20 protein-coding genes are annotated in these 21,072 nt (G+C 41.0%); 2 read left to right on the forward strand and 18 right to left on the reverse strand.

Annotation, left to right across the window (positions count from 1 at the left end; translation table 11 throughout):
* Positions 1 to 2: 2 nt before the first annotated feature.
* The 8 genes from EKM81_RS04440 to EKM81_RS04475 form a co-directional block, all read right to left on the reverse strand.
* Positions 3 to 629, reverse strand: a complete 627-nt coding sequence (locus EKM81_RS04440; RefSeq protein ID WP_125648949.1) for a tetratricopeptide repeat protein — start codon at positions 627 to 629, stop codon at positions 3 to 5.
* An 18-nt stretch (positions 630 to 647) separates the two neighbouring features.
* The gene (locus tag EKM81_RS04445) at positions 648 to 1,316 is read right to left on the reverse strand and encodes a histidine phosphatase family protein (RefSeq protein WP_125648952.1); all 669 of its coding nucleotides are present in this window, start codon (positions 1,314 to 1,316) and stop codon (positions 648 to 650) included.
* Between the two features lie 522 nt (positions 1,317 to 1,838).
* Positions 1,839 to 2,963, reverse strand: a complete 1,125-nt coding sequence (gene mnmA / locus EKM81_RS04450; RefSeq protein ID WP_125648955.1) for a tRNA 2-thiouridine(34) synthase MnmA — start codon at positions 2,961 to 2,963, stop codon at positions 1,839 to 1,841.
* A gap of 19 nt (positions 2,964 to 2,982) precedes the next feature.
* Positions 2,983 to 3,324, reverse strand: coding sequence for a DUF1831 domain-containing protein (locus tag EKM81_RS04455; protein WP_125648958.1), 342 nt, complete (start codon positions 3,322 to 3,324; stop codon positions 2,983 to 2,985).
* 96 nt (positions 3,325 to 3,420) lie between these two features.
* A complete protein-coding gene (locus EKM81_RS04460; RefSeq protein WP_125648961.1) occupies positions 3,421 to 4,587 on the reverse strand; it encodes a cysteine desulfurase family protein in 1,167 nt (388 codons plus the stop codon).
* Between the two features lie 79 nt (positions 4,588 to 4,666).
* Positions 4,667 to 5,371: a 5'-methylthioadenosine/adenosylhomocysteine nucleosidase gene (locus tag EKM81_RS04465; protein ID WP_125648964.1), complete on the reverse strand. Its 705-nt coding sequence runs from the start codon at positions 5,369 to 5,371 to the stop codon at positions 4,667 to 4,669.
* Between the two features lie 32 nt (positions 5,372 to 5,403).
* Positions 5,404 to 5,652 (reverse strand): hypothetical protein, encoded by a 249-nt coding sequence (locus EKM81_RS04470; protein ID WP_225420174.1) that lies wholly within the window; start codon positions 5,650 to 5,652, stop codon positions 5,404 to 5,406.
* Entirely contained in the window at positions 5,645 to 6,199 is a 555-nt protein-coding gene (locus tag EKM81_RS04475) for an NUDIX hydrolase (RefSeq protein WP_125648967.1), read from the reverse strand. The genes EKM81_RS04470 and EKM81_RS04475 overlap by 8 nt, the downstream gene beginning before the upstream one ends.
* A gap of 694 nt (positions 6,200 to 6,893) precedes the next feature.
* Here EKM81_RS04475 and EKM81_RS04480 point away from each other — a divergent pair.
* Together EKM81_RS04480 and EKM81_RS04485 are read left to right on the forward strand one after the other, a co-directional pair.
* Positions 6,894 to 7,763, forward strand: coding sequence for a 5-bromo-4-chloroindolyl phosphate hydrolysis family protein (locus EKM81_RS04480; RefSeq protein ID WP_125648970.1), 870 nt, complete (start codon positions 6,894 to 6,896; stop codon positions 7,761 to 7,763).
* Positions 7,750 to 8,994 carry a toxic anion resistance protein gene (locus EKM81_RS04485; protein ID WP_125648973.1) on the forward strand — a complete coding sequence of 415 codons (1,245 nt, stop codon included), beginning with the start codon at positions 7,750 to 7,752 and terminating at the stop codon, positions 8,992 to 8,994. Before EKM81_RS04480 ends, EKM81_RS04485 begins: the two co-directional genes overlap by 14 nt.
* A gap of 128 nt (positions 8,995 to 9,122) precedes the next feature.
* Here EKM81_RS04485 and EKM81_RS04490 read toward each other — a convergent pair whose 3' ends face one another.
* The 10 genes from EKM81_RS04490 to murG all read right to left on the reverse strand — a co-directional run bounded on the left by EKM81_RS04490 (position 9,123) and on the right by murG (position 21,067).
* Positions 9,123 to 10,568 (reverse strand): MFS transporter, encoded by a 1,446-nt coding sequence (locus tag EKM81_RS04490; protein WP_125648976.1) that lies wholly within the window; start codon positions 10,566 to 10,568, stop codon positions 9,123 to 9,125.
* Positions 10,569 to 10,664: 96 nt separating this feature from the next.
* The gene (gene ileS / locus EKM81_RS04495) at positions 10,665 to 13,451 is read right to left on the reverse strand and encodes an isoleucine--tRNA ligase (protein WP_125648979.1); all 2,787 of its coding nucleotides are present in this window, start codon (positions 13,449 to 13,451) and stop codon (positions 10,665 to 10,667) included.
* A gap of 272 nt (positions 13,452 to 13,723) precedes the next feature.
* A complete protein-coding gene (locus tag EKM81_RS04500) occupies positions 13,724 to 14,668 on the reverse strand; it encodes a DivIVA domain-containing protein (RefSeq protein WP_125648982.1) in 945 nt (314 codons plus the stop codon).
* A 10-nt stretch (positions 14,669 to 14,678) separates the two neighbouring features.
* Positions 14,679 to 15,485: a YlmH family RNA-binding protein gene (locus tag EKM81_RS04505; protein WP_125648985.1), complete on the reverse strand. Its 807-nt coding sequence runs from the start codon at positions 15,483 to 15,485 to the stop codon at positions 14,679 to 14,681.
* Between the two features lie 25 nt (positions 15,486 to 15,510).
* Positions 15,511 to 15,780 carry a YggT family protein gene (locus EKM81_RS04510; RefSeq protein ID WP_225420175.1) on the reverse strand — a complete coding sequence of 90 codons (270 nt, stop codon included), beginning with the start codon at positions 15,778 to 15,780 and terminating at the stop codon, positions 15,511 to 15,513.
* Positions 15,781 to 15,782: 2 nt separating this feature from the next.
* Entirely contained in the window at positions 15,783 to 16,220 is a 438-nt protein-coding gene (locus EKM81_RS04515) for a cell division protein SepF (RefSeq protein WP_125648988.1), read from the reverse strand.
* 32 nt (positions 16,221 to 16,252) lie between these two features.
* Positions 16,253 to 17,518 carry a cell division protein FtsZ gene (gene ftsZ / locus EKM81_RS04520; RefSeq protein WP_125648991.1) on the reverse strand — a complete coding sequence of 422 codons (1,266 nt, stop codon included), beginning with the start codon at positions 17,516 to 17,518 and terminating at the stop codon, positions 16,253 to 16,255.
* A 36-nt stretch (positions 17,519 to 17,554) separates the two neighbouring features.
* Entirely contained in the window at positions 17,555 to 18,883 is a 1,329-nt protein-coding gene (gene ftsA / locus EKM81_RS04525; RefSeq protein ID WP_125648994.1) for a cell division protein FtsA, read from the reverse strand.
* A gap of 196 nt (positions 18,884 to 19,079) precedes the next feature.
* Positions 19,080 to 19,928: a cell division protein FtsQ/DivIB gene (locus EKM81_RS04530; RefSeq protein ID WP_125648997.1), complete on the reverse strand. Its 849-nt coding sequence runs from the start codon at positions 19,926 to 19,928 to the stop codon at positions 19,080 to 19,082.
* A gap of 29 nt (positions 19,929 to 19,957) precedes the next feature.
* Complete coding sequence (gene murG / locus EKM81_RS04535) at positions 19,958 to 21,067, reverse strand: undecaprenyldiphospho-muramoylpentapeptide beta-N-acetylglucosaminyltransferase (protein ID WP_125649000.1); 1,110 nt, start codon at positions 21,065 to 21,067, stop codon at positions 19,958 to 19,960.
* Positions 21,068 to 21,072 lie beyond the last annotated feature (5 nt).

Genomic DNA, 21,072 nt, shown 5'->3' on the forward strand with positions numbered 1-21,072 from the left:
TTTCAGTTATCGGGAAAAATTGCTGCTACCGCCGTCTGATATTTCTGCGGTGCCAACTGGGCCGCCCGTTTTAATAACTGAGTGCCAGCTGACTTTTGGTCAGGTGTATTGATTAAACAACCGCCTAAAACGAACAAGACATCTGGATCGTCCTGCGCTAAATCATAAGCTTTTTGAGCGTATGGTTGCGCAGTTGTCCATAAATGTTGTTTTGTTAATATTTGCGCCAATAGTAAATACTCCGGAAGGCCTGCGGTTGCCTGCTCGGCAGCTGTTAAAGCAAATGCGTTTGCCAGTTGAATTTGGTTCTGTTCAAAGTAAATAACTGCCATCAAATAGCTTGCAACACCAACTAATTTTGTTTTCAATAGCGGCGATAACAAACGCAAGGCCTGCTCATCTTGTTTCAGTTGATGAGCAATAATTGCTTGGTTGTAAGGAACTTCAATTTTCTCAGGTGCTAACTGATGGACTTGTGCCAACACGATTTGCGCTTGGCTAAAGTCAGCAACTGCAATTAAATCGGTCGCTAAAGTCAGCAATGCTGAAATATCATGAGGTTGCTTTGTTAAAGTGACGGTTAAATCATGAATTTCTGCCGTAATTTTGTCTCGTTCAGTCGCGTTCAAATTTTTAACTCCTTTAGCTTAAACGGAATCAGTGGCGCCTAATTTCTTGCCTAAATAAGACGTTTCATTCCAAAGAACCTTTCGGAAAGTTTGGCCTTGATCAGTCGTTGCCAAAACAGTCAAGCTAGTATTAGCCAAGCCACCATCTTTCCTTAAATCAGCCAATGGCGTCCCAATCAATGATTGCATCAAAGCTGTTAACGCAGCCCCATGACTGACGATTAGAATATTATCACTAGCGGCTGGATATTGCTGCGCGATTTTGACAATCACTTTTCGCATCCGTAAAATCAGTTGACTGAAACTTTCTGCCTCAATTTTAGCGGCATCAAACTGATCGGGACGATGGCGAAACGCATCAACTTCATTAGGATATTTACTTTCGACTTCTTTAAAAGTTTTTCCTTCCATCAATCCCAGGTTAAACTCGCGTAAATCAGGACAAATAATAATAGGAATTGCTTGATTTAAATGTTCACTAATAAAAACCGCGGTCGTTTGCGCCCGTAACAATGGACTGGTATAAATTGCTTGAAATTGCACTTTTTTGGCTAATAGAAATTTAGATAAGCGTGTAATATCACGGTAGCTAACAGGTAACAACGGCGAGTCACCGTGTGAACCTTGATAACGTCCTTCCAAATTCCATTCTGTTTTACCATGGCGGACAAAATAAATTTTGGTCATAGCCTAACCTACCCTTACTCTAGATTCCTGCTCAACAACAGCGCTACTAAATTGATTCCAAACAAGGACTAATTAGCTTGCCCCAATCAATTAGGTTAATGTTTTCATTTTAGTTGAGTTTCGCAAATTCTTCAAGATTTGCGAGTAAGTTGTTGCCAAAAGGAAACAAAACAGGCCGGTTTAAGTATAAAAGTATAAACTCCGGTGAAGGTATTAAAACAGAATTGCGTCTGACTGCATTTCGGGCTTGCTGGTTGTGGAACGCGGCCGACGTTGATTTGAGCCAATTACAAATCAAATTGTTGTCACAACGGAACAGTATTACAAAAAGTCTGTTTGACAGTTTCTGACTTAGTACCAGAAAAATTATCAAACAGACTTTGTTCGTTTTTACAAGTTGCTTTTCTTCATAAGCAGTGTTGAATTTGTGTTAGTCGGGTCGATAACCAACTTTGCTAAATTGCCCAGCAACCACCACTTACTTCCTAATTGGAGCAGTCTTGAAGTGCTATTCTGTGTTAATTAAACGTACTGAAGTGCCTTAGTCTCACTATAGGCAACGTCAATTGTACCGCCACCTAAACACTCGTCGCCATCATAGAAAACAACGGCCTGGCCTGGGGTGATTGCCCGTACTGGCGCATCAAAAATAACAGTTGCCTGGCTAGCGTCATCAGCATCAAGCTTAACAGTCACACCAACATCAGCCTGACGATAACGAAACTTAGCAGTGCAGTGGAACTCAGTTGCTGGTGCCTGACCAGCCACAAAGGATAATTTAACGGCCTTCAAGCTCGTTGCATAAAGTAAAGGATTATCGAAACCTTGATCAACAATTAAGGTATTTGTCTTCATATCCTTGCCGACAACAAACCAAGGGTCATTAGAACCAGTGCCACCACCAATACCTAAGCCTGAACGCTGACCAATTGTGTAATACATTAAGCCATCATGCTGACCCTTCAACTCACCAGCAGGTGTCCGCATTTCACCAGGTTGTGCTGGTAAAAATTCCTTCAAGAACTTCTTGAAGTCACGCTCACCAATGAAGCAAACACCAGTTGAGTCCTTCTTGCTAGCAGTCGCTAAACCTGCCCGCTGAGCAATTGCGCGTACTTCTGGCTTGCGTAAATGACCAATCGGGAACATGACTTTTTGCAATTGATCTTGCGACAATGTATTCAAGAAATAAGTCTGATCCTTATTATCATCAGCACCACGCACCAAATGAACCTGGCCAGCGTCATCACGCCGTAATTGCGCGTAATGGCCCATGGCAATATAATCAGCATTCATTGCCATCGCATAATCAAGAAAAGATTTAAATTTGATTTCTTTGTTGCACATCACATCAGGATTAGGCGTCCGGTTATGACGATATTCGTCTAAGAAATATTCGAACACGCGATTCCAATATTCCTTCTCAAAATCGATTGAATAATAAGGAATCCCAATCTGATTTGCGACGCGAGCAACATCCTCGAAATCCTCGGTTGCTGTACAAACGCCCGAGTCAGTTGTATCATCCCAATTCTTCATAAATACGCCGACAACATCATAGCCTTGTTCTTTCAATAACAACGCCGTTACTGAAGAATCAACGCCACCACTCATGCCAACAACTACTCGGGTTTTTGAATTATCCATCTTTTCTCTTTAGCTCCTTCTAAGCGGTCACAACTAAGATATCCCGCTCAATCAAATTGTCAATTTGGAAGTTAAACTGCTCCACTTCATCGACATTTTTTTCATCTTTGAAAATATTAATACTCTTCATACCACTACGATCAGTCACTGACATCTTTAAAGTCGTTAAATCAGCACTGATTGACATTTTTAAATTATAAATCGCTTCATAAGGTGAAGATCCTCTTAATGGTCGTTCTAATTGAAAAACACCACGTGGGGTCTTCGTAAAGCCAACGTCACGTAAGGCGTAAGCTTTAATTTTAGGACTAATTTTGAATGTCCGTTTATCCCCTAAAACTTTAACTTCATCTTTTGCCATGTTTATTCCTCCAAGTCACGGTCAACAAAAAATTGGCCAGATCATATTCTGGTTTCATTATAGCAAATAGTCAGTCAACAAGAACAATCTTCCTGACTAGTCGGCGGACTTTTTTTGCAAATAATCATGGGCCACTGCACTGATTGCCAGCCCTAGTTGGTGCGCACTAGCCAAATCATTTTCACTACCGAAAGATAAACGCAATGATTCGCGAATCTGCGGCGCCTGTTCACCAAATAAGGCAATTAAAACGTGTGAGGGTTCCAAACTACCAGCAGTGCAAGCAGAGCCACCCGATACAGCAAAGCCGCGTAAATCTAAATTCATCAAGGCCAATTCTGTTGGCACACCCTTCAGCCAAATATTTAGAACATGCGGTGCAGCGTCAGCTAAATCGGGCCCATTGATTGCAAAGTCAACCTGTTCTGCGGTTAAAACATTTATTACTTCTTGTTTCATAGCAAATAGTTGCCGCCGTTTTTTAGCTTTCTCTTGACCTGCCAAATCATGAGCAGCTTGTGCCAAGCCAACAATCCCAGGAATATTTTCAGTGCCAGCGCGACGCTTGTGTTCCTGTTCGCCGCCACGCATAAATGGTACTAATTTTACACCGGTGCGGGCATAAAGAAAGCCGATCCCTTTTGGCCCATGTAACTTATGACCAGAAATGGATAAGAAATCAACGCCTAATTCTTGCACGTCAATGTTTAGAACACCATAAGCCTGAACCGCATCGGTGTGAAAAATAGCCTGATGATCAGCTAGTAGACGGCCAATCTCAGCAATCGGTTCAATACTACCAACCTCATTATTCGCAAGCATGACTGAAACTAGGATTGTGTCAGGACGCAACGCCGCCTGCAAATCAGCCAACGAAATCTGACCTTGTTGATCAACTGGTAAATAAGTAACTTCATAACCATGTTGTTCCAAATAAGCCATGGTTTGTAAAACAGCTGGATGTTCAATCGCAGTCGTAATAATATGATGCCCGCGATCACTATAAGCCCGGACCGTACTTAAAATTGCGGTATTATCACTTTCAGTCCCACCACTAGTGAAAATAATTTCCTCCGGTGAGGCCGCATGAATACTAGTCGCTAATGTTTGTCGACTCTGGTCTAATAAATGATGCGCTTGGCGGCCAAAGTAATGCGTACTGGAGGCATTACCAAAGCTGTGCTGTAAAACTTCAGTCATTGCCGCTACTACACTGCTACTCATTGGTGTCGTAGCAGCATTGTCAAAATAATAGTGTGTCATGAATCACGTTTACTCCTTAACCCCAATTACAATTTCAGGTTAAAGTCATCTGGCTACAATCATTGCAATTGAGTGCATATTAAATTTCTTTTTGCATTTCTGGTAATGCTAATAGTAATAATTGGGCGGCGTGACGGCCAGCTTGAACAACAAATTCATCAAAGCTAACACTAGCCTCATCATCACCATTGTCACTGATCGCACGAATAATTAAACTAGGGCAATCAAAGTTAGTGGCAATTTGCGCCACAGCAGCGCCTTCCATTTCCACAGCTTGTACGCCAGGAAAATCAGCCTTGATTGCTGTAACCCGTTGCGGATCGGCCACAAATTGGTCTCCGGTCGCAATTAGGCCAGTCACAACTTTTAAATCGAGTTGTTCAGCGGCAGCCTCAACAATTTTGACTAACCGCTGATCAGCTTGAAAGTACAAATCATGATTAGGCACTTGACCAATCACATAATCGCCACCGTTGACCACGTCAACATCGTGGTACACCAGCCGATCACCAATAACCAGCTCACCAACCTGTAACCCAGCCCCGACACCGGCGGCAGAACCAGAATTAATAATCAAGTCAACTTGGAAGTGGTCACACAACACTGTTGCTGTCATTGCTGCTTGCACTTTACCAATTCCTGATTGTGCTAATACTAAATCAATGCTTTGATAACTGCCAATCGTAAAACTAGCACCACCAATTTCAACAGTCTCGACTGCTGATAATTGCTGCCGATATAAACCGATTTCTTCAGCCATTGGAACTAAAATACCAACTTTCATAAGTGCCCTCCTTAAATTAAACCAATTACCTGTTAAACAAAAAATAAAATCAAATAAACAATCACAATTAAGCTACTCACAATTAAAATCGCCCAATTTAATTTACGGCGCATTTTCGGATGGGCGACAAAAGTGGAAGTCTGCCCTTGACGCTGAAGTTGTTCTTGGCGGGCAACCCGCGATAACGGTGCTGATGTTGCTGCCGATTCAGATGTTGCGGTATCTGCCTGATGAACATCCACAATCAAATCTGGCTCTGAACGTTGCTGGCGTTTATTCATGATGGCCTCCCACTAACTGCTGCCAATACTGAACAGCTAACAAAGTTTTAGCATCAATAAATTCACTTGAAGTTAAATAAGCTTGAATTTCTGCTAAAGTAAACAATTTAACTTCTAAAAATTCATCGACGTCTAGTGACCGCTTATGGGCAATCTTTTGTAAATCTTGCGCCAGATAAAGTGACATCTGTTCCGTTGCAAACCCAGGCGAACTATAAAATCGACTTAAAAGTTGCCAACGTTCGGCTGCATAACCAATCTCTTCATTTAGTTCACGTTGTGCAACTGGCAACGGATCAGTTTCTAGAGGATCAATTTTACCAGCCGGAACCTCCCAAGTTTCGTGAGCCAGTGGTGCACGCCATTGCCGCACAAAATAAGCATGATCTAAATCAGCTAACGCTAAAATAGCAACTGCCCCATGATGCTCCACAATTTCTCGTTCGGCTGCTTTACCATTTGGTAATTCGACAACTTGCTGATGTAAACGCAAAATCCGACCATCATAAAGGACCCGATCTTGCTTGACTGTTTCTGTGAAATCCATTTTTTAGCCAACTCCCATAAAATAATATCATACCGAAATATGAACAGAATGTAAATTAAAAATGCTTACTTTTTGTTAATAAAAATTATGGTGACTAGTTTGATTATAGCATAGCCATTTACCAGCCCGAACACGTTTCGAAATAGAGTGTGAGGGGTGCCGGTCTTTTGGCGTAGGATAATTTCAAATAATTGCTTGAGCTGCGCAGCAGATCGAGTGATTATTTAAATTAGCCATAGCCATTTGGCACCCCAAACACGTTTCAACAAGTTGTGAGCGCTGGTGGTTTTTTGGCGTAGTACAATTTCAAATATTTGCTTGAGCTGGTGCCAACCAGATCGAGCAAATAATCAAGTTAGGCCTAGCCATTTGTTGCTCCGAACACGTTTTTGAATAGAGTGTGAGCGCTGGTGATTTTTTGGCGTAGGATAATTTCAAATAATTGCTTGAGCTGCGCAGCAGATCGAGTGATTATTTAAATTAGCCATAGCCATTTGGCACCCCAAACACGTTTCAATCAAACCATCACCAATCTTGTCATCGTAAAATCGGCTTAACCCACAATCCAACCAGTGTCGTGTTGCGAGTAAAACGTCCCGTCTCAAGACGGAGCAATAAAATCAATCCTTAGCCTTATTCAGCTTTAGGGAAATTATGATAGAATCAAGGTAGTGATTGAGTGAGATGGAGGTTTATGATGACATTTAAAAAAATAATGCGTGTTTTATTTACGGCCTGGGTGATTATCTTCGCCAGTTGTACTGTATTGGCTTATGATGACCACGATAGCTTTCAAGCAATGTTAATTTTCACTTTGATTGGTCTTGCCTTGTTATTGTTTAATCACCGTGGTCGGCGGGAAAAGTCACGCAACCAAGGTGATAGTTTCGATACACCAATAAGTAAGCAGATGCTAACTCATTACCAACAAGCTGGTTTAAGTGATGCTGAAATTAAAGTTTTCCGTGATACCATGGCCGAAGCAAAAAAAGAAATCGTTGCCCTAGAGACGACGATGCAAGAAGTACCCAAATTACGAGCAATTAACCTTAATCACGATACAATCGACTTAAGTAAAGCGTTATTTGCTGCTTTAGTTAAAGAACCAGATCATTTACAAGAAGCGGCACCATTCCTTTACAAGCACTTACCAACTAGCCTTCAAATTGCGAAAAAGTATCAAGAAATTAGCCATCACGAATTGAAGACTAGTGATACTTACGCAGTATTGGACCGGAGTGTGGAAATGTTAGCTGCCTTAAGTGAACAAATTAAGCACGATTATCTCGACTTTGTTTCTGAAGATGTCACTGATTTAAAATCAACGTTAGATTCAGTTAATGATAATCATGATCAGCCTGATTTCAGTAGTCAAAGTGATCAAACTATTGCCCAAATGCAAGCCGAACTCAATCAAATCCAACATGACTATTTGTCCACCCAAGCTGAAAAGGATGCAACTTCCGCAGAAAATAACGCTGCGAACACAACGCAGCCGGAAGTAAATGAGCACTCAGCTGACACAACTGAAGAAAGTGATGAAAATCACGATGACGGAAAATAATCAAACAGATAACAGTAATTTATATGATGATTTGCTGGCCGATCCATTCGCCGATCATGGGGATTTAACTGCCAGTGATAACCAAGCGGCGGCCACTAAGGCTGCTGATGAAACTGCAGCCCTTGATCGTTTAAATGAGACTCAAAAGCAACAAGCAGCTGCTTTGGTCAAACAAATTGACACTAAAAATCAGGCGGCCGTCCTTAATTATGGTGCTAACGCCCAAAAACAATTATCGGCTTTCTCTCAAAAAATGCTTGATCAAGTGCAAAGCCAGCAAACTGGTGAGATTGGCAATGGCTTAACTGATTTAATGTATCGCCTTAATGAAGCCAATCCCAGTGAATTAGAAGCTGAAAATAACAATGTTTTCCGTAAAATCTTTGGCAAAGTTAAACGCTCAGTTTACGAATTAACGGCTAAGTATCAAAAAATTGGTGCGCAAATTGATTCAATCGCCACTAAACTTGACCATCAAAAAAATGATTTATTATTAGATAATAAAATGTTAAATGGGCTTTATGACCAAAATAAGGCTTACTTCGATGCCTTAAATGTTTATATTGCCGCAGGAAAAGTCAAACTGAAAGATTTGGAAGAAAATGATATTCCTAAATTACTGGCGGCCGCTGAAGCATCTGGTGATCAAATGCAAGTTCAAGAAGCTAACGATTTAAAACAATTTGCTGATCGATTGGAAAAACGGACCCATGATTTAGAGCTGGCTCGTCAAATTACAATTCAGCAAGCACCGCAAATCCGCCTGATTCAAGGAACCAATCAAGCTTTAGCGGAAAAAATCCAAGCTTCAATCAATACGGCTATTCCATTATGGAAGAATCAAGTTGCAATCGCCCTGACCCTACTTCGGCAGAAAGATGCCGTCACTGCACAACGACAGGTCTCACAAACAACCAATGATTTATTAGCTAAGAATTCAGAAATGTTGAAGATTTCTGCAATTGAAACAGCTAAAGAAAATGAACGTGGTGTGGTCGATATCGAAACACTACAAAAAACTCAAAATGATTTGGTTGAAACCTTGCAACAAACCTTGAAAATTCAGCAAGATGGTCGGAAGAAACGGCAAGCAGCTGAAGGAGAATTACAAAAAATGGAATCGGAATTGAAGGCACATTTGTTGGCTTATAGTCGCGGTGAAACTGCAACTGATTATCGCACTCACAAAGAAGTTGACCCCATTCCTGATCCCCGAATTGATAACAAATAATTAAAAATAGTTTGACTACATGCAAAAGCACCTTGTGACAGGGTCCGGTTCTACTTAACCGCCCTGATCACACGCTGCTTTTTGACATAACCTAATTCTTTATCCGCCGGTTTCATGCTGAATGAAGGTTAATCGGCTAATTTTTTTCGATTTGACCGTCCTTTAAACCAGCGATAACCAGTTAAGATTGTTGCAATCAAACTTAACCCCATAGAAATTAAGAAAGTTACTTTCATGCCATAAATAAATGTTTCCGGATGTTTTGGCAAGTAAGTTGTCACATGCTGACCCAATTGATGACTCATAGCACTGAATAAAATCGTCGTTGCAAAAGTTATCCCAACAATCATCCCAAGTTCCCGTGCTAAGCTGTTGATACCACCTGCTTGTCCCAAGTCCTGTCGTTCGACCGAGCTCATCACAATAGTATTATTAGGCGCTTGAAACATCCCATTACCTAAGCCGACCAAGCCAACAAAAGCCGTAAATAACCACAAAGGGGTTTGCAAATTCGTTAAATAGTAGCCAACCTGACTAACCGTAATAAAAACTAAACCGAAAAAAGTTAGGCTTTCAGGACCAATGCGATCAGAAATAGCGCCAGAAACTGGTGCCACTAACACCTGCACGACTGGAAAAATCATGAGTAAATAGCCAGCAGTACTTGCCGCCAAGCCACGAGCATTTTGTAAATAAAATGGCGAAATAACATTGAAAACGAAATTGACAACAAAAATCATAAAAGCAGTCAGTAAACTTAGTGAGAAATCAACATTTTTAAAAATCTTAAAATCAAGCATAGGTGCAACCGCCCGATTCTCATGATAAATAAAGATACCCAAAGCCAGAACTGCTAAAATAAATAAACAAATAACTGGCCAATGCTGATAACCAGTATCCTGGCCCACAAAAATGCCACCAAACAAACCGATGATCAGCACGGCAAAAGTAATTGTCCCTAACCAGTCAATTTTAGTTTTTGCAAAAGAAATATCCTTGGGTAACACAAAAGCACCCAGGATCATTGTTAAAATACCGACAGGTACATTGATCCAGAAAATATTTCCCCAATAAAGTTTTGCCAAAATCAGGCCACCAATTCCTGGACCAGCAATGCTCCCTAAGGAAACAAAAGAACCAATCCAGCCCAAAGCCTTCCCACGTTCATGAATCGGAAAAACTTCAGTAATGATCTCATTATTAGTACTCATGGTCATAGCTGCCCCGATTGCTTGGACTGCCCGCCCAGCCAGTAACAAATATAACCCATGATTAAAGCCAGAAAATAGCGATCCTAAGACAAACAAAATCGTTCCAATTCGAAAAATTCTAATTTTACCAACAATGTCGCCTAGCTTCCCAAAAAACAATAGCAATGCACAGATAACAATCAAATAAACTGAAACAACCCATTCAGATTGATTCATGGGAATTCCTAAATCTTTACTAATTGTTGGTAAAGCAATGTTGACAATACTGCCATCCAATGTTGACATGAAGGTGAACATGCCAACCGCTGTTAAAATCAGCCAACGTTTGGACTGAACTTTTGGATCTGCCAAATAATCTTCCATAACACTGATGTCCCCCTAAATAAAAAAGGTATGGCCTAATTGACAGCATCCCTGTCAGGGCCATACCTTCTTTTTTCAATCAACCAATTGTTCTAATTACTTTTTAGCTTCAAAACCTTCCGTAATTGCTTCAGGAAACTCTTCAGCCACAATCTTAGCACAATCAGCACAAAAAGTCGGTAAATCTGGATTAGTACCAACACTCGTTAAAGTCTTACGACAACGTTCGCAAACCTGACCTGGCGCATGTGTTACTTCAATCGCAAAGCCCTCAAACTGAGTCGCGCTACTTGGCACTTCAGTCTCACTTAATTGGAATTTAGAAACAATCAGTAATTCTGCTAATTCTGGTTCTAGTTCAGTTAACATTGGGATTAACTCAGCCTTAGGATAGACAACAACAGCCGCTTCCAAAGACTTACCAATCAGTTTATCAGTCCGAGCCTGTTCTAACGCACGATAAACATCTGAACGGAATGTCATGAAATTAGCCCATTGATCTAACAATTTTTGATCAGCGGCACTAACAGTGGCCGTTGGTAGCTCAGTTAACTGCACGTACTTCTCAGGTTCTTGCAAGAAGCCCCAAATCTCTTCGCAAGTATGAGGCAAAATTGGTGTCAATAACTTAGTTAAAGTCACCAATGCTTCATAGATAACTGTTTGCATGGCCCGCCGGCTTAAATCATTTTCCGCCTTAATATAGATAACATCCTTAGCAAAGTCTAAGTAGAAGGCTGACAGATCATTCACCAAATAATTATTGATTTGTTTAAAGACAGTGGCAAAGTTAAAGTCATCATAAGCCGCAATCACATTTTGATTCACTTCATGCAAGCGTGCTAGTAAATAACGATCAACATCGCGCAAGTCGTTCTCTGGTAAGCGATTTTTCTTAACATCAAAATCAGCAATATTAGCCAACATGAAGCGCATCGTATTACGAACCTTACGATACGATTCGGACATTTGTCGCAAGACATCCATCGAAACCATGACATCCGAACTGCTATCAACTGAAGCAACCCATAAACGAATGATTTCAGCGCCCATTTGTTTGAAAATATCATTAGGATCAATGACATTGCCTAATGATTTACTCATCTTGTGACCCTTATCATCGAGAACGAACCCTTGTGACAAGACATGGCGATATGGTGCTTGGCCAGTTGTTGCCACACTAGTGATCAAGCTAGAATTAAACCAGCCTCGATATTGATCAGATCCTTCAATAATTAAATCTGCAGGGAATGATAATTCTGGACGTTCTCTTAAAACACCACGATGTGACGACCCAGAATCAAACCAAACATCGAGAATATCTTTTTCCTTAGTGAACTCACCATTTGGTGACCCAGGATGGCTAAAACCTTCAGGTAATAATTCTTTAGCCGACATTTGTTGCCAAACAATCGCGCCATGTTTTTCAATTAACTGGGCCACATGTTCAATTGTTTCTGGTGTGATAATTGCCGTGCCATCTTCTGCATAGAAGATTGGCAATGGTAAGCCCCAAGCACGTTGCCGGGAAATGACCCAATCGCCACGATCTTTAATCATGTTGTAAAGTCGCTTCTGACCCCAATCAGGACTAAATTTAACATCTTTGATTTGAGCCAAAATTTGGTCGCGGTAAGCGTCAATTGAAGCAAACCATTGTGCAGTTGCCCGGAAAATAACTGGCTTTTTAGTCCGCCAATCATGAGGATAACTATGGGTAAAGAAACTAAGCTTCAACAAAGCGCCATTTTTCTTTAGTGCATCAGTAACGAGTTTGTTGGCATCATCGTAGAAGACGCCTGCGAAACCAGGTGCATCATCGGTCATCATCCCTTTGGCATCCACAACAGATAACACTGGCAAATGATACTTCTGACCAGCATTAAAGTCATCAGCACCATGACCAGGTGCCGTATGAACCAAACCAGTCCCATCATCAAGCGTAACATGATTTCCTAGGATCACAAGAGAAGTCCGATCATATAAAGGATGTTGCACCGTCATATATTCAAGATCTTTCCCCTTAACTTGCTTGATTACCGCCACATTTTTGAAGCCAAGTGCTTCTTGAACAGCATCAAGTCGACCACTAGCAATCACATATTTGTGACCATCAGCGTCAACCACACTGTAATCAAAACGCGGATTAACACAAACTGCTTCATTAGCAGGAATTGTCCAAGGTGTTGTGGTCCAGATAATCATCGAAGTATCCTGATCCAAAATGCCTTTACCATCAACCACTTTAAAGGCCACATACATTGATGGTGATTTGATATCATGATATTCAACTTCTGCTTCGGCTAAAGTCGATTCTGAAGACGGTGACCAATAAACAGGTTTCTTACCTTTATAAATATAACCTTTAGCCGCCATTTCTCCGAATAAACGAATTTCTTCAGCTTCAAACTTCGGTTGTAAGGTAATATAAGGATGATCCCAATCACCTGCTACACCTAACCGCTTAAATCCTGTCCGTTGCTTGTCGATTTCTTCTAACGCAAATTTTCGACACAACTCCAGATATTCATCACGGGGCATTTTACGGCGATCAATACCTTTTTTAGTTAATTGCTGTTCAATTGGTAAACCATGTGTATCCCAACCAGGCACATAAGGTGACCGGAAACCATGCATTGATTTATAACGAACAACAATATCCTTGCTGACCTTGTTCAACGCATGTCCCAGATGAATATCCCCATTTGCAAATGGCGGGCCATCATGAAGAATAAAGGTTGGTTTCCCTTCATTCAATTTTTGCCGTTGTTCATATACATGATTCTCTTCCCAGTCTTGTTGCCACATTGGTTCGCGTTTAGGCAAACTACCGCGCATTGGAAAAGCTGTTTTGCCAAGATGTAAGGTATCTTTAACTCGCATGCCAAGTCCTCCTAATATAATGTGTAAGCAGTAGTCAATAACTATGCCAACACGTCTTAATTTCATCACAAATAAAAAAATCCCGCCTAATTATAGGACGAGATTCCCGTGGTACCACCTAATTTGAAAAGTTACCTTTTCCACTTTAAAATACTATTTAAATTATTTTCTGAAATGATGCGAAATTAACCGTTAATTACCAGCCTCACACTATCGCTGACTCACTTGAAATAATAACTAATTTCTTAGTTTCAGAAATACTTGTCTATATTCTACTCGTTTTCATCAGGAAAAACAATCGTTACACCATCATAATTGTTCTGATCATCAGTTGACGTGATATTCTCCGGCTGAACTAGTTGATTGTTACCGCGATGTTGAAAAACTGGTGACTCATCCTCAGGGGTCGCAGCTGCTGGGTCGCTTTCTGAAGTAACTTCACTGTCAGCTGTTGGCTCAGTTGGTGTAGGTGATGTCAAATTAATATCTGCCGCTGAAGGTACTGCGACTGGAGCCGCTGGTGCCTCACTAGTATCCGCTTTTGTTGTCTCAACTTCTGAATCTTCCTCAGTTGCGGCCATCACATCATGTTCTGGCAATGTCGCGTCATCATCATTTTGCGCAAGTGCTGCTGAGACCGTCGGTGTACCAGTTTGATCTGAAGCAACAGGTTCTTGCTGTTGAGCTAATAAAGCCCCAACATTAGCTGTCCCTTGATCAGCTTGCCCAAGCAAAGCTTGCCATTCAGGTGTTTTAATCATTGCCAGTTGTGACTCAAGTAACACTTGTAACCGTTGATGGAAAACCCGTGTATTCTTCTTCAAATCATCGGTTTCAATCGTCAAATGACGCGCACGCTCTGAGGCATCTTGCAGAATCTGATTAGAACGATCAGTTGCTTCAGTCAATAATTGCTTGGCCTGCTTGTCGGCATCGCTCTTAATAACATCAGCTTCATGTTGGGCATTGTTTTTTACGCGATCAGCAGCATTCTGGGCCACAATAATCGACTGATTCAAAGCATCCTTCAAGTCAGTAAAATAAGCCACCCGTTCTTGACTTTCCTTTAACGACTGAGTCAACTGCTGATTTTTTTCTTGTAGTTCACCTAGCTCGCTAGCAATCTCGGTCAAAAATGGTTTGACTGCGTCTGGATCTAAACCACGAAATTTTGTTTCAAAAGTCTTATTGCGAATATCGTCTGGTTGTAATGTCATTGCTTGCCTCCTATTTTTGTCCACTAAGTGGCTGCCGGCGTAAGGTGCCAACTTGGATTTTAAAGCGTTCCTTGCGAGTTTGACCTAAAACAGCTCGCAATTGAACGCGACCAAATTTACGAACACTTAACATATCCAGCAAATCTACTTGAAAATCTGGCTGGGTCACAACTGTCCAGTTAACTTGAACCCGTTGTCCTTCAATTAAATCCTTAGCTCGTTGCCGCGAAATTTTAAAGGTATCAGCCACAATAGTATCCAATCGAAAAGAAGTGACTAATAAAGTTTCATCAAGCCAATCATTACTTGGGACAAGCACATCCATATCAGAAATTGCCTCAACTCGAACATTAATGGCGCCAATTTTGCTGATTTGTTCGGTGAAGAAATCAGTCATATTTTTGACACCAAAGAACTGCCAATCATGACCATTAGTGATAATATCACCGAACTGACTCCGATCAACGCCAGAATTGATCAAAGTTCCCAAAATCTTACCATGAGATAACTCAGCAAACTTCTGCGGATATTTGATTTCAAACAATTGCAGCTGATAATCAGCAGTTTCAGGCGTGTAATAACCCGGTGCAAAAATAACGCGGCGCCGTTCAGCCTGGTTATAACCACCAAATTGCCAGTATTGAAAACTTTGATCTAATTTACCCAAAACAGACTCAACTAGAAAAATCTGTCGTGGGTCCAAGAAGTTGGTTAAAATTGGCCGATATTCATCGACTGCCTGATTACGCCAATCATTGATTCGTTCAATAAATGGTCGTTCCTCGGGACGAAAATGTTGAAAAACGGCACTATCCATAACTAACCACACTTCCCCTCATCATCTAAAACAAACTAAATATCACGCGTAATAACCATTGCAAGCCACCAACGACTAGTAACGCAATTACTGGCGCAAAACTTAACCCAAAAATACTAGGCACATGATCTTCAATGGTATTCATTAACGGACTAACTAGCCGTCCAATAAACTGACCAAATTTAGAAGAATATGCTTGTGGTACCCAACTCATCAGCGCATAAATAATAATTGCAATCCCGTATAACTCCAACAGCGTGCTCAAGATGCGATAAAGTACACCAAGAATCATCATGATTACAGTCCTTGGTCATTCTTTAAGTTCTCAGAAATTGTGCCCTCAATTTCAAACTTAGGTGGTGTGCAAAGGAATATCTGATCCCCAACGCGTTGAATTTCGCCCTTTAATGCAAAGACAGTCCCCGTTAGAAAGTCAACAATACGACGAGCCTGACTATCATCAAGCTGGGTAAAGTTAACAATAACTGCTTGATTATTTAATAAATTAGTCGCAATATCTTTTGCGTCAGCATATATCCGCGGTTCAAAAATAATGATTTTCCGGGCCACATTACGACCAGCTTGATTCATCGCCACCACATTACCAGTAGCGGTACTGTTCGTAGTTGGTGCAACCGGCGTTGATTCATCATTTGCTTCTGACTGATATTCCGCTTCATCGTACTCATCTTCATCAGAAATCCCGAAGAAATGACTTAATTTTTCAAAAGCCATGATTTTCACCTCACTAATCTAAATCCCGAAACCTATTTTCTAGGTTGCCGCCGTTTTAAGAATGGTGGCACATCATTATCATCAGCTTGATCGTTATTGGTCTGATCTGTGACCTGCCGGGCTTGGAAAACATCAAAATCTTGTTTTTCAATATCAGCAAATTGTTGATCAGTATCTTCCCGTTGGTTATTCTTAGCATTAAGAATATTCCAACTATCAGAATCAAACTTACCACTTTGTGAGGCATTGGTGTTCTTTTCGTCAGCCTTTACTGTACTTGTTTTAGTGCCGTTCACTTTCTTATTAGCAACATCGGCAACCCGTTTACGCTTATTAGTATCGAGATTTTCAATACCAGTTGCGATTACGGTAACACGAACTTCATCACCAAGACTTTCATCGATCGAAGTCCCCCAAATAATATTCACATTTGAATTAGCTGCGTCAGAAACAATTTGCGAAGCAGCTTCCATTTCGTAAAGTGAAAGATCTGGGCCGCCAGTAATATTCAACAGCACTTTATTGGCACCTTCGATTGAAACTTCCAATAATGGTGATGAAATAGCCTTCTTCGTTGCCTCAGTAATTCGATTTTCGCCGTTAGCAGAACCGACACCCATTAAGGCTGAACCTTGATTTTGCATCACATTCGTAACGTCGGCAAAGTCCAAGTTAACGATACCAGGTGCAGTGATCAAATCAGAGATACCTTGAACACCTTGGCGTAAAACATTATCAGCTTCATGGAATGCTTCATTCAATGGCGTCTTTTTGTCAATGATCTCTAATAACCGGTTATTGGAAATAATCACTAATGTATCAACATGCTGCTTTAATTCAGCAATACCTTCGGCAGCAAAACGGCTCCGATCAGGACCCTCAAAAGTGAATGGCCGGGTAACAACGCCAACAGTCAAGGCACCCATATCTTTAGCAATGCGCGCAATGACAGGTGCAGCACCAGTTCCGGTACCACCACCCATACCGCAAGTTACGAAAATCATATCTGCACCCTTAAGTGCTTCGGTAATGACCTCTTCACTTTCTTCAGCTGCCTTTTGACCAACCTCAGGAGTGGAACCCGCACCTAAACCACGAGTCAATTTAGGGCCAATTTGAATTTTAATATCGGCTTTTGACTTAGTTAAATCTTGTAAATCTGTATTTGCAGCAATAAATTGGACGCCTTGAATACTCTCTTCGATCATCCGATCCAAGGCGTTACCACCAGCGCCACCAACCCCAATAACTTTAATTACTGGACCAGTAGTTTGTTGGGGATCAATTGAAAAATCCATGCGATTTCCTCCTAATTCACAGTCATAATGCTTTTATTAATCAAAAAATTTACTAAAGAAACTACGCAAACCCTTTTTAGGTGCACTATTTTGTTGCGTTTGTGCTTGATTTGGTTGTGCGTCAGCTTGGTCTTGTTCACGTTCATCATTAGTTGCAGCGCGTGGTGCATCAACCCGTTGACTTTGAGTATCATTCAAGGCCCGTTTATTGATCACACTAGTCACCAGTAACTCGATTTCGCTTAACCTTGAAGCATAAACTAATAAACCTAAGCCAGTGGCAAAACTAGCATTCCGAATGCCCATTTCTTTAGGCGCATAAATCCGAACACCTTGTGGGAAGAACCGCGCAGCTAATGAATCTATCTCTGCCGTTTCAGCAACCCCACCAGTTAAAACAATACCGCCTGGTAAATCAAGCGCATTGACCTGTTCTAAAGTATGATCCAAGCGCTGGAAAATTTGCTCAAAACGTGCCTCAAGAATCTCCGATAAATAAGTTTCATCAACCATAACTGGATCATCTTTACCAACGACAGTCACTGGGAATTTTTCACTGGCTGAGGTCTGATCGGGATCGGCAATACCATAGTCTCGTTTAAGCTTCTCAGCGTTGCTAACCGAAGTGTTTAACACAATTGACACGTCTTTAGTCGCATTCATGCCACCTTCATCATCAACACTTACAAACTTCAATTGGTGATCATGAATGACATAAGCACTAGACTGAGAACCACCCATATCAATCAGAACCGTACCAAAATCCTGTTCACCATCATTTAAAGCTACTTGGGCTAAAGCTAGTGGATTCAAAACAAAATGTTTTAATTTTAAGCCAACTTTTTCAAGGACTTTACGAATGTTATTGACAACAATCCGTGGCACTGAGTAAACGAGTGCCTCTAATTCAATGCGAACCGCACTCATGCCTCGTGGATCAATAATATTCGATTGACCATCAACAATGAACTGTTCCGGCGTAATGCCAATGATTTCTCGCTCAGGTGGCACGCTCCGTGACAATGTAGCAGTGGCGACATTAAATACTTCAACTTCAGTGACTTCTTTAGGCTGATTCGCAACGATCACCATGCCTCGAGCTGGTTCAATGGTCAAATCTTTTGCGGGAATACCAACAACAACTTGATCGAATTTCAAATTAGCTTTCGTTTGTGCTTGTTGAACTGCCTTTTTAGTTGCAGTTACAACCTTGTCAATGTCGACGATGACACCGTCTTTCAACCCTTGTGATCGTTCACTACCAACGCCGATCACATTGAGCTGACTATTGACAGCCTCCCCGACAATCACGCGAATCGCAGTTGTGCCAATATCGAGGCCCACATATACTTGTGCTTTATTCATCAATAAAGCCTCCCCGATTTTTCTTTATATTATTCATTTTCAAAAAAAATTTAGTACTTCTTAAAGTTTACCACACCGCAAGCTTGATAATAAACTGTTATTCCTAGTTTTAGGGAATAACTTTAGGTTTCCTTAGCAAATAAACAAAAATAATTGCGTTGTCAGACATTCACGACTTGATGCGGCCATTTAGAAACTACTGTTTAGCAAAAGGCACGAAGAATGCCCCAACCTCTAAATCAACCACACCTTTTTCTTTCGTCTGACTCACAATATTGCCATAATACTTCAAGCGACTAATCACTGTCCGAGAATCTGCCAACACCTCATTACCATCATTCATATATAAATGAATACGATAAGGGTTACTCTTACTGGGATCGGCTTTAATTTCTGAAATCGCATTTTGAATCTGATTGGGCATCTTGGCATAAAGCTTGACTACCTGATCTAAAGTTGCGCCAGCTTTGAACCCGGCATAAACTGGAAAATTACCAATTGGTTTACTAAGTATCTCTCGATCAACGGCACCATTGCTGAAAATACGTTGATAGCCATTCTTTTTAGCAAAAAAACCAACTGTTTCTTGCTCAACAACCTCAATTCGACCATGATTCCACTGGCTAAATTTAATTTTGACCTGTTTTAAAGCAGGAATCTTTTTTTGCATTTGTTGCGTAATTTTCTTTTGTTGTAAAATAGTCGGCACCACATAAGATTTTTGTGACAAACGACTGGCATTAATGACATCTTGCGCCGCCGTAATTTTTACACCAGTTACTGATAGCTCGCCTACATGGGCCAACGGCGAGACATAATAAAGCAAACCAACTAATAAATTTCCAAAAATCAAAATAATTATTAAAAGATGCCAGATGAGTTGCCAGCGACGATGTTTTTGTAATTGTGGTAATTTGCGTGTTACTGGCTGCTTGCGAGTATGAGCTTGCTTATTTTGAAACCGTTTCTGAAATGACTCCCAGACCTGAATCGTTGAATTAGGGTCTTGTTGGGCAACCTTTGTCGGACGATTTTTTTTAACCAAGTTACCCACCTCCCCAATAGTTTACTTAGCTAAGCCTGTCGATGTTCATAAATTAGTGCCTCTAAAACCTTGATCAACTGATCACTGGCATCAGGCGTTGCTAATTTTAAGGCAGCTTGATGCATTTGTTGCCATACATCCGAATCCAACAAAATGTGATCAGCCGCCGCCACCAATGAGCGACCGTTTAATTCTACCTCTGGCAGTAAAATTGCTGCATAATTGGAAACAAGATAATCAGCATTTTTATTTTGATGATCATGTGTCACGTACGGACTTGGCACTAGAATCGACGGAATTCCCAAGGCCGTTACCTCAGCTAAGGTAGTCGCACCGCTACGACCACATAAAACTGAAATTTCCGGTAACAATTGGCTTAAATTATCTAAGTAAGGCACGATCTTGATATTTGATTTTTCGGTCAAAGGCCCCACATTATCCTTTACTTGGTCGTAAAGCGCCCGACCAGTAATAAATAAAATTTGATAAGACTTTTCCGAAAATTCTGGAATAGCCGCAATCATTGCCTTATTCAGAGGCGCGGCACCGCGACTACCACCAACAATTAATAGTGTTGGTAAATCAACTCGTAATCCCAAATCTGCCAACATACCTTGTGGCTTTAAAGTGGATACTTCTTGGGCACGTGGGTTACCAGTTTGAACTAATTTTTTCTTTTCCGTAAATTGATGTGCTACTTCTGGAAATACATAGGCAATTCGATCCACATAATGAGCAAGGAATTTATTAGAAAGCCCCGCAACTGAATTCTGTTCGTGAATCAATGTTGGAATATTTAGCCGACTGGCCGCATAGACAACTGGCGCACAAACATAGCCACCAGTTCCCACAACAACATCGGGTTGAAAATCCTTAATTAGTTGACGTGCGCGTTTAATACTCTTTTGAAACTTCGTGATCGTCTTAAAATTATCAAAAGTTAGTTTGCGACGAAATCCTTGCACATCGACTGTTTCAAAAGGAATCCCAGCCTGACGAACAATTCTTGCTTCAAGACCTTTCTCAGTGCCAACATACATGACTTCATCAAGAAGATGCCGTTCCTGAAGTCGTTTGATTAAAGCTAGGGCCGGATAAATATGACCACCAGTACCACCGCCAGAAATCATTAATCTCATTTTTC

This window comes from Lapidilactobacillus gannanensis, assembly GCF_003946675.1.
Taxonomy (GTDB): domain Bacteria; phylum Bacillota; class Bacilli; order Lactobacillales; family Lactobacillaceae; genus Lapidilactobacillus; species Lapidilactobacillus gannanensis.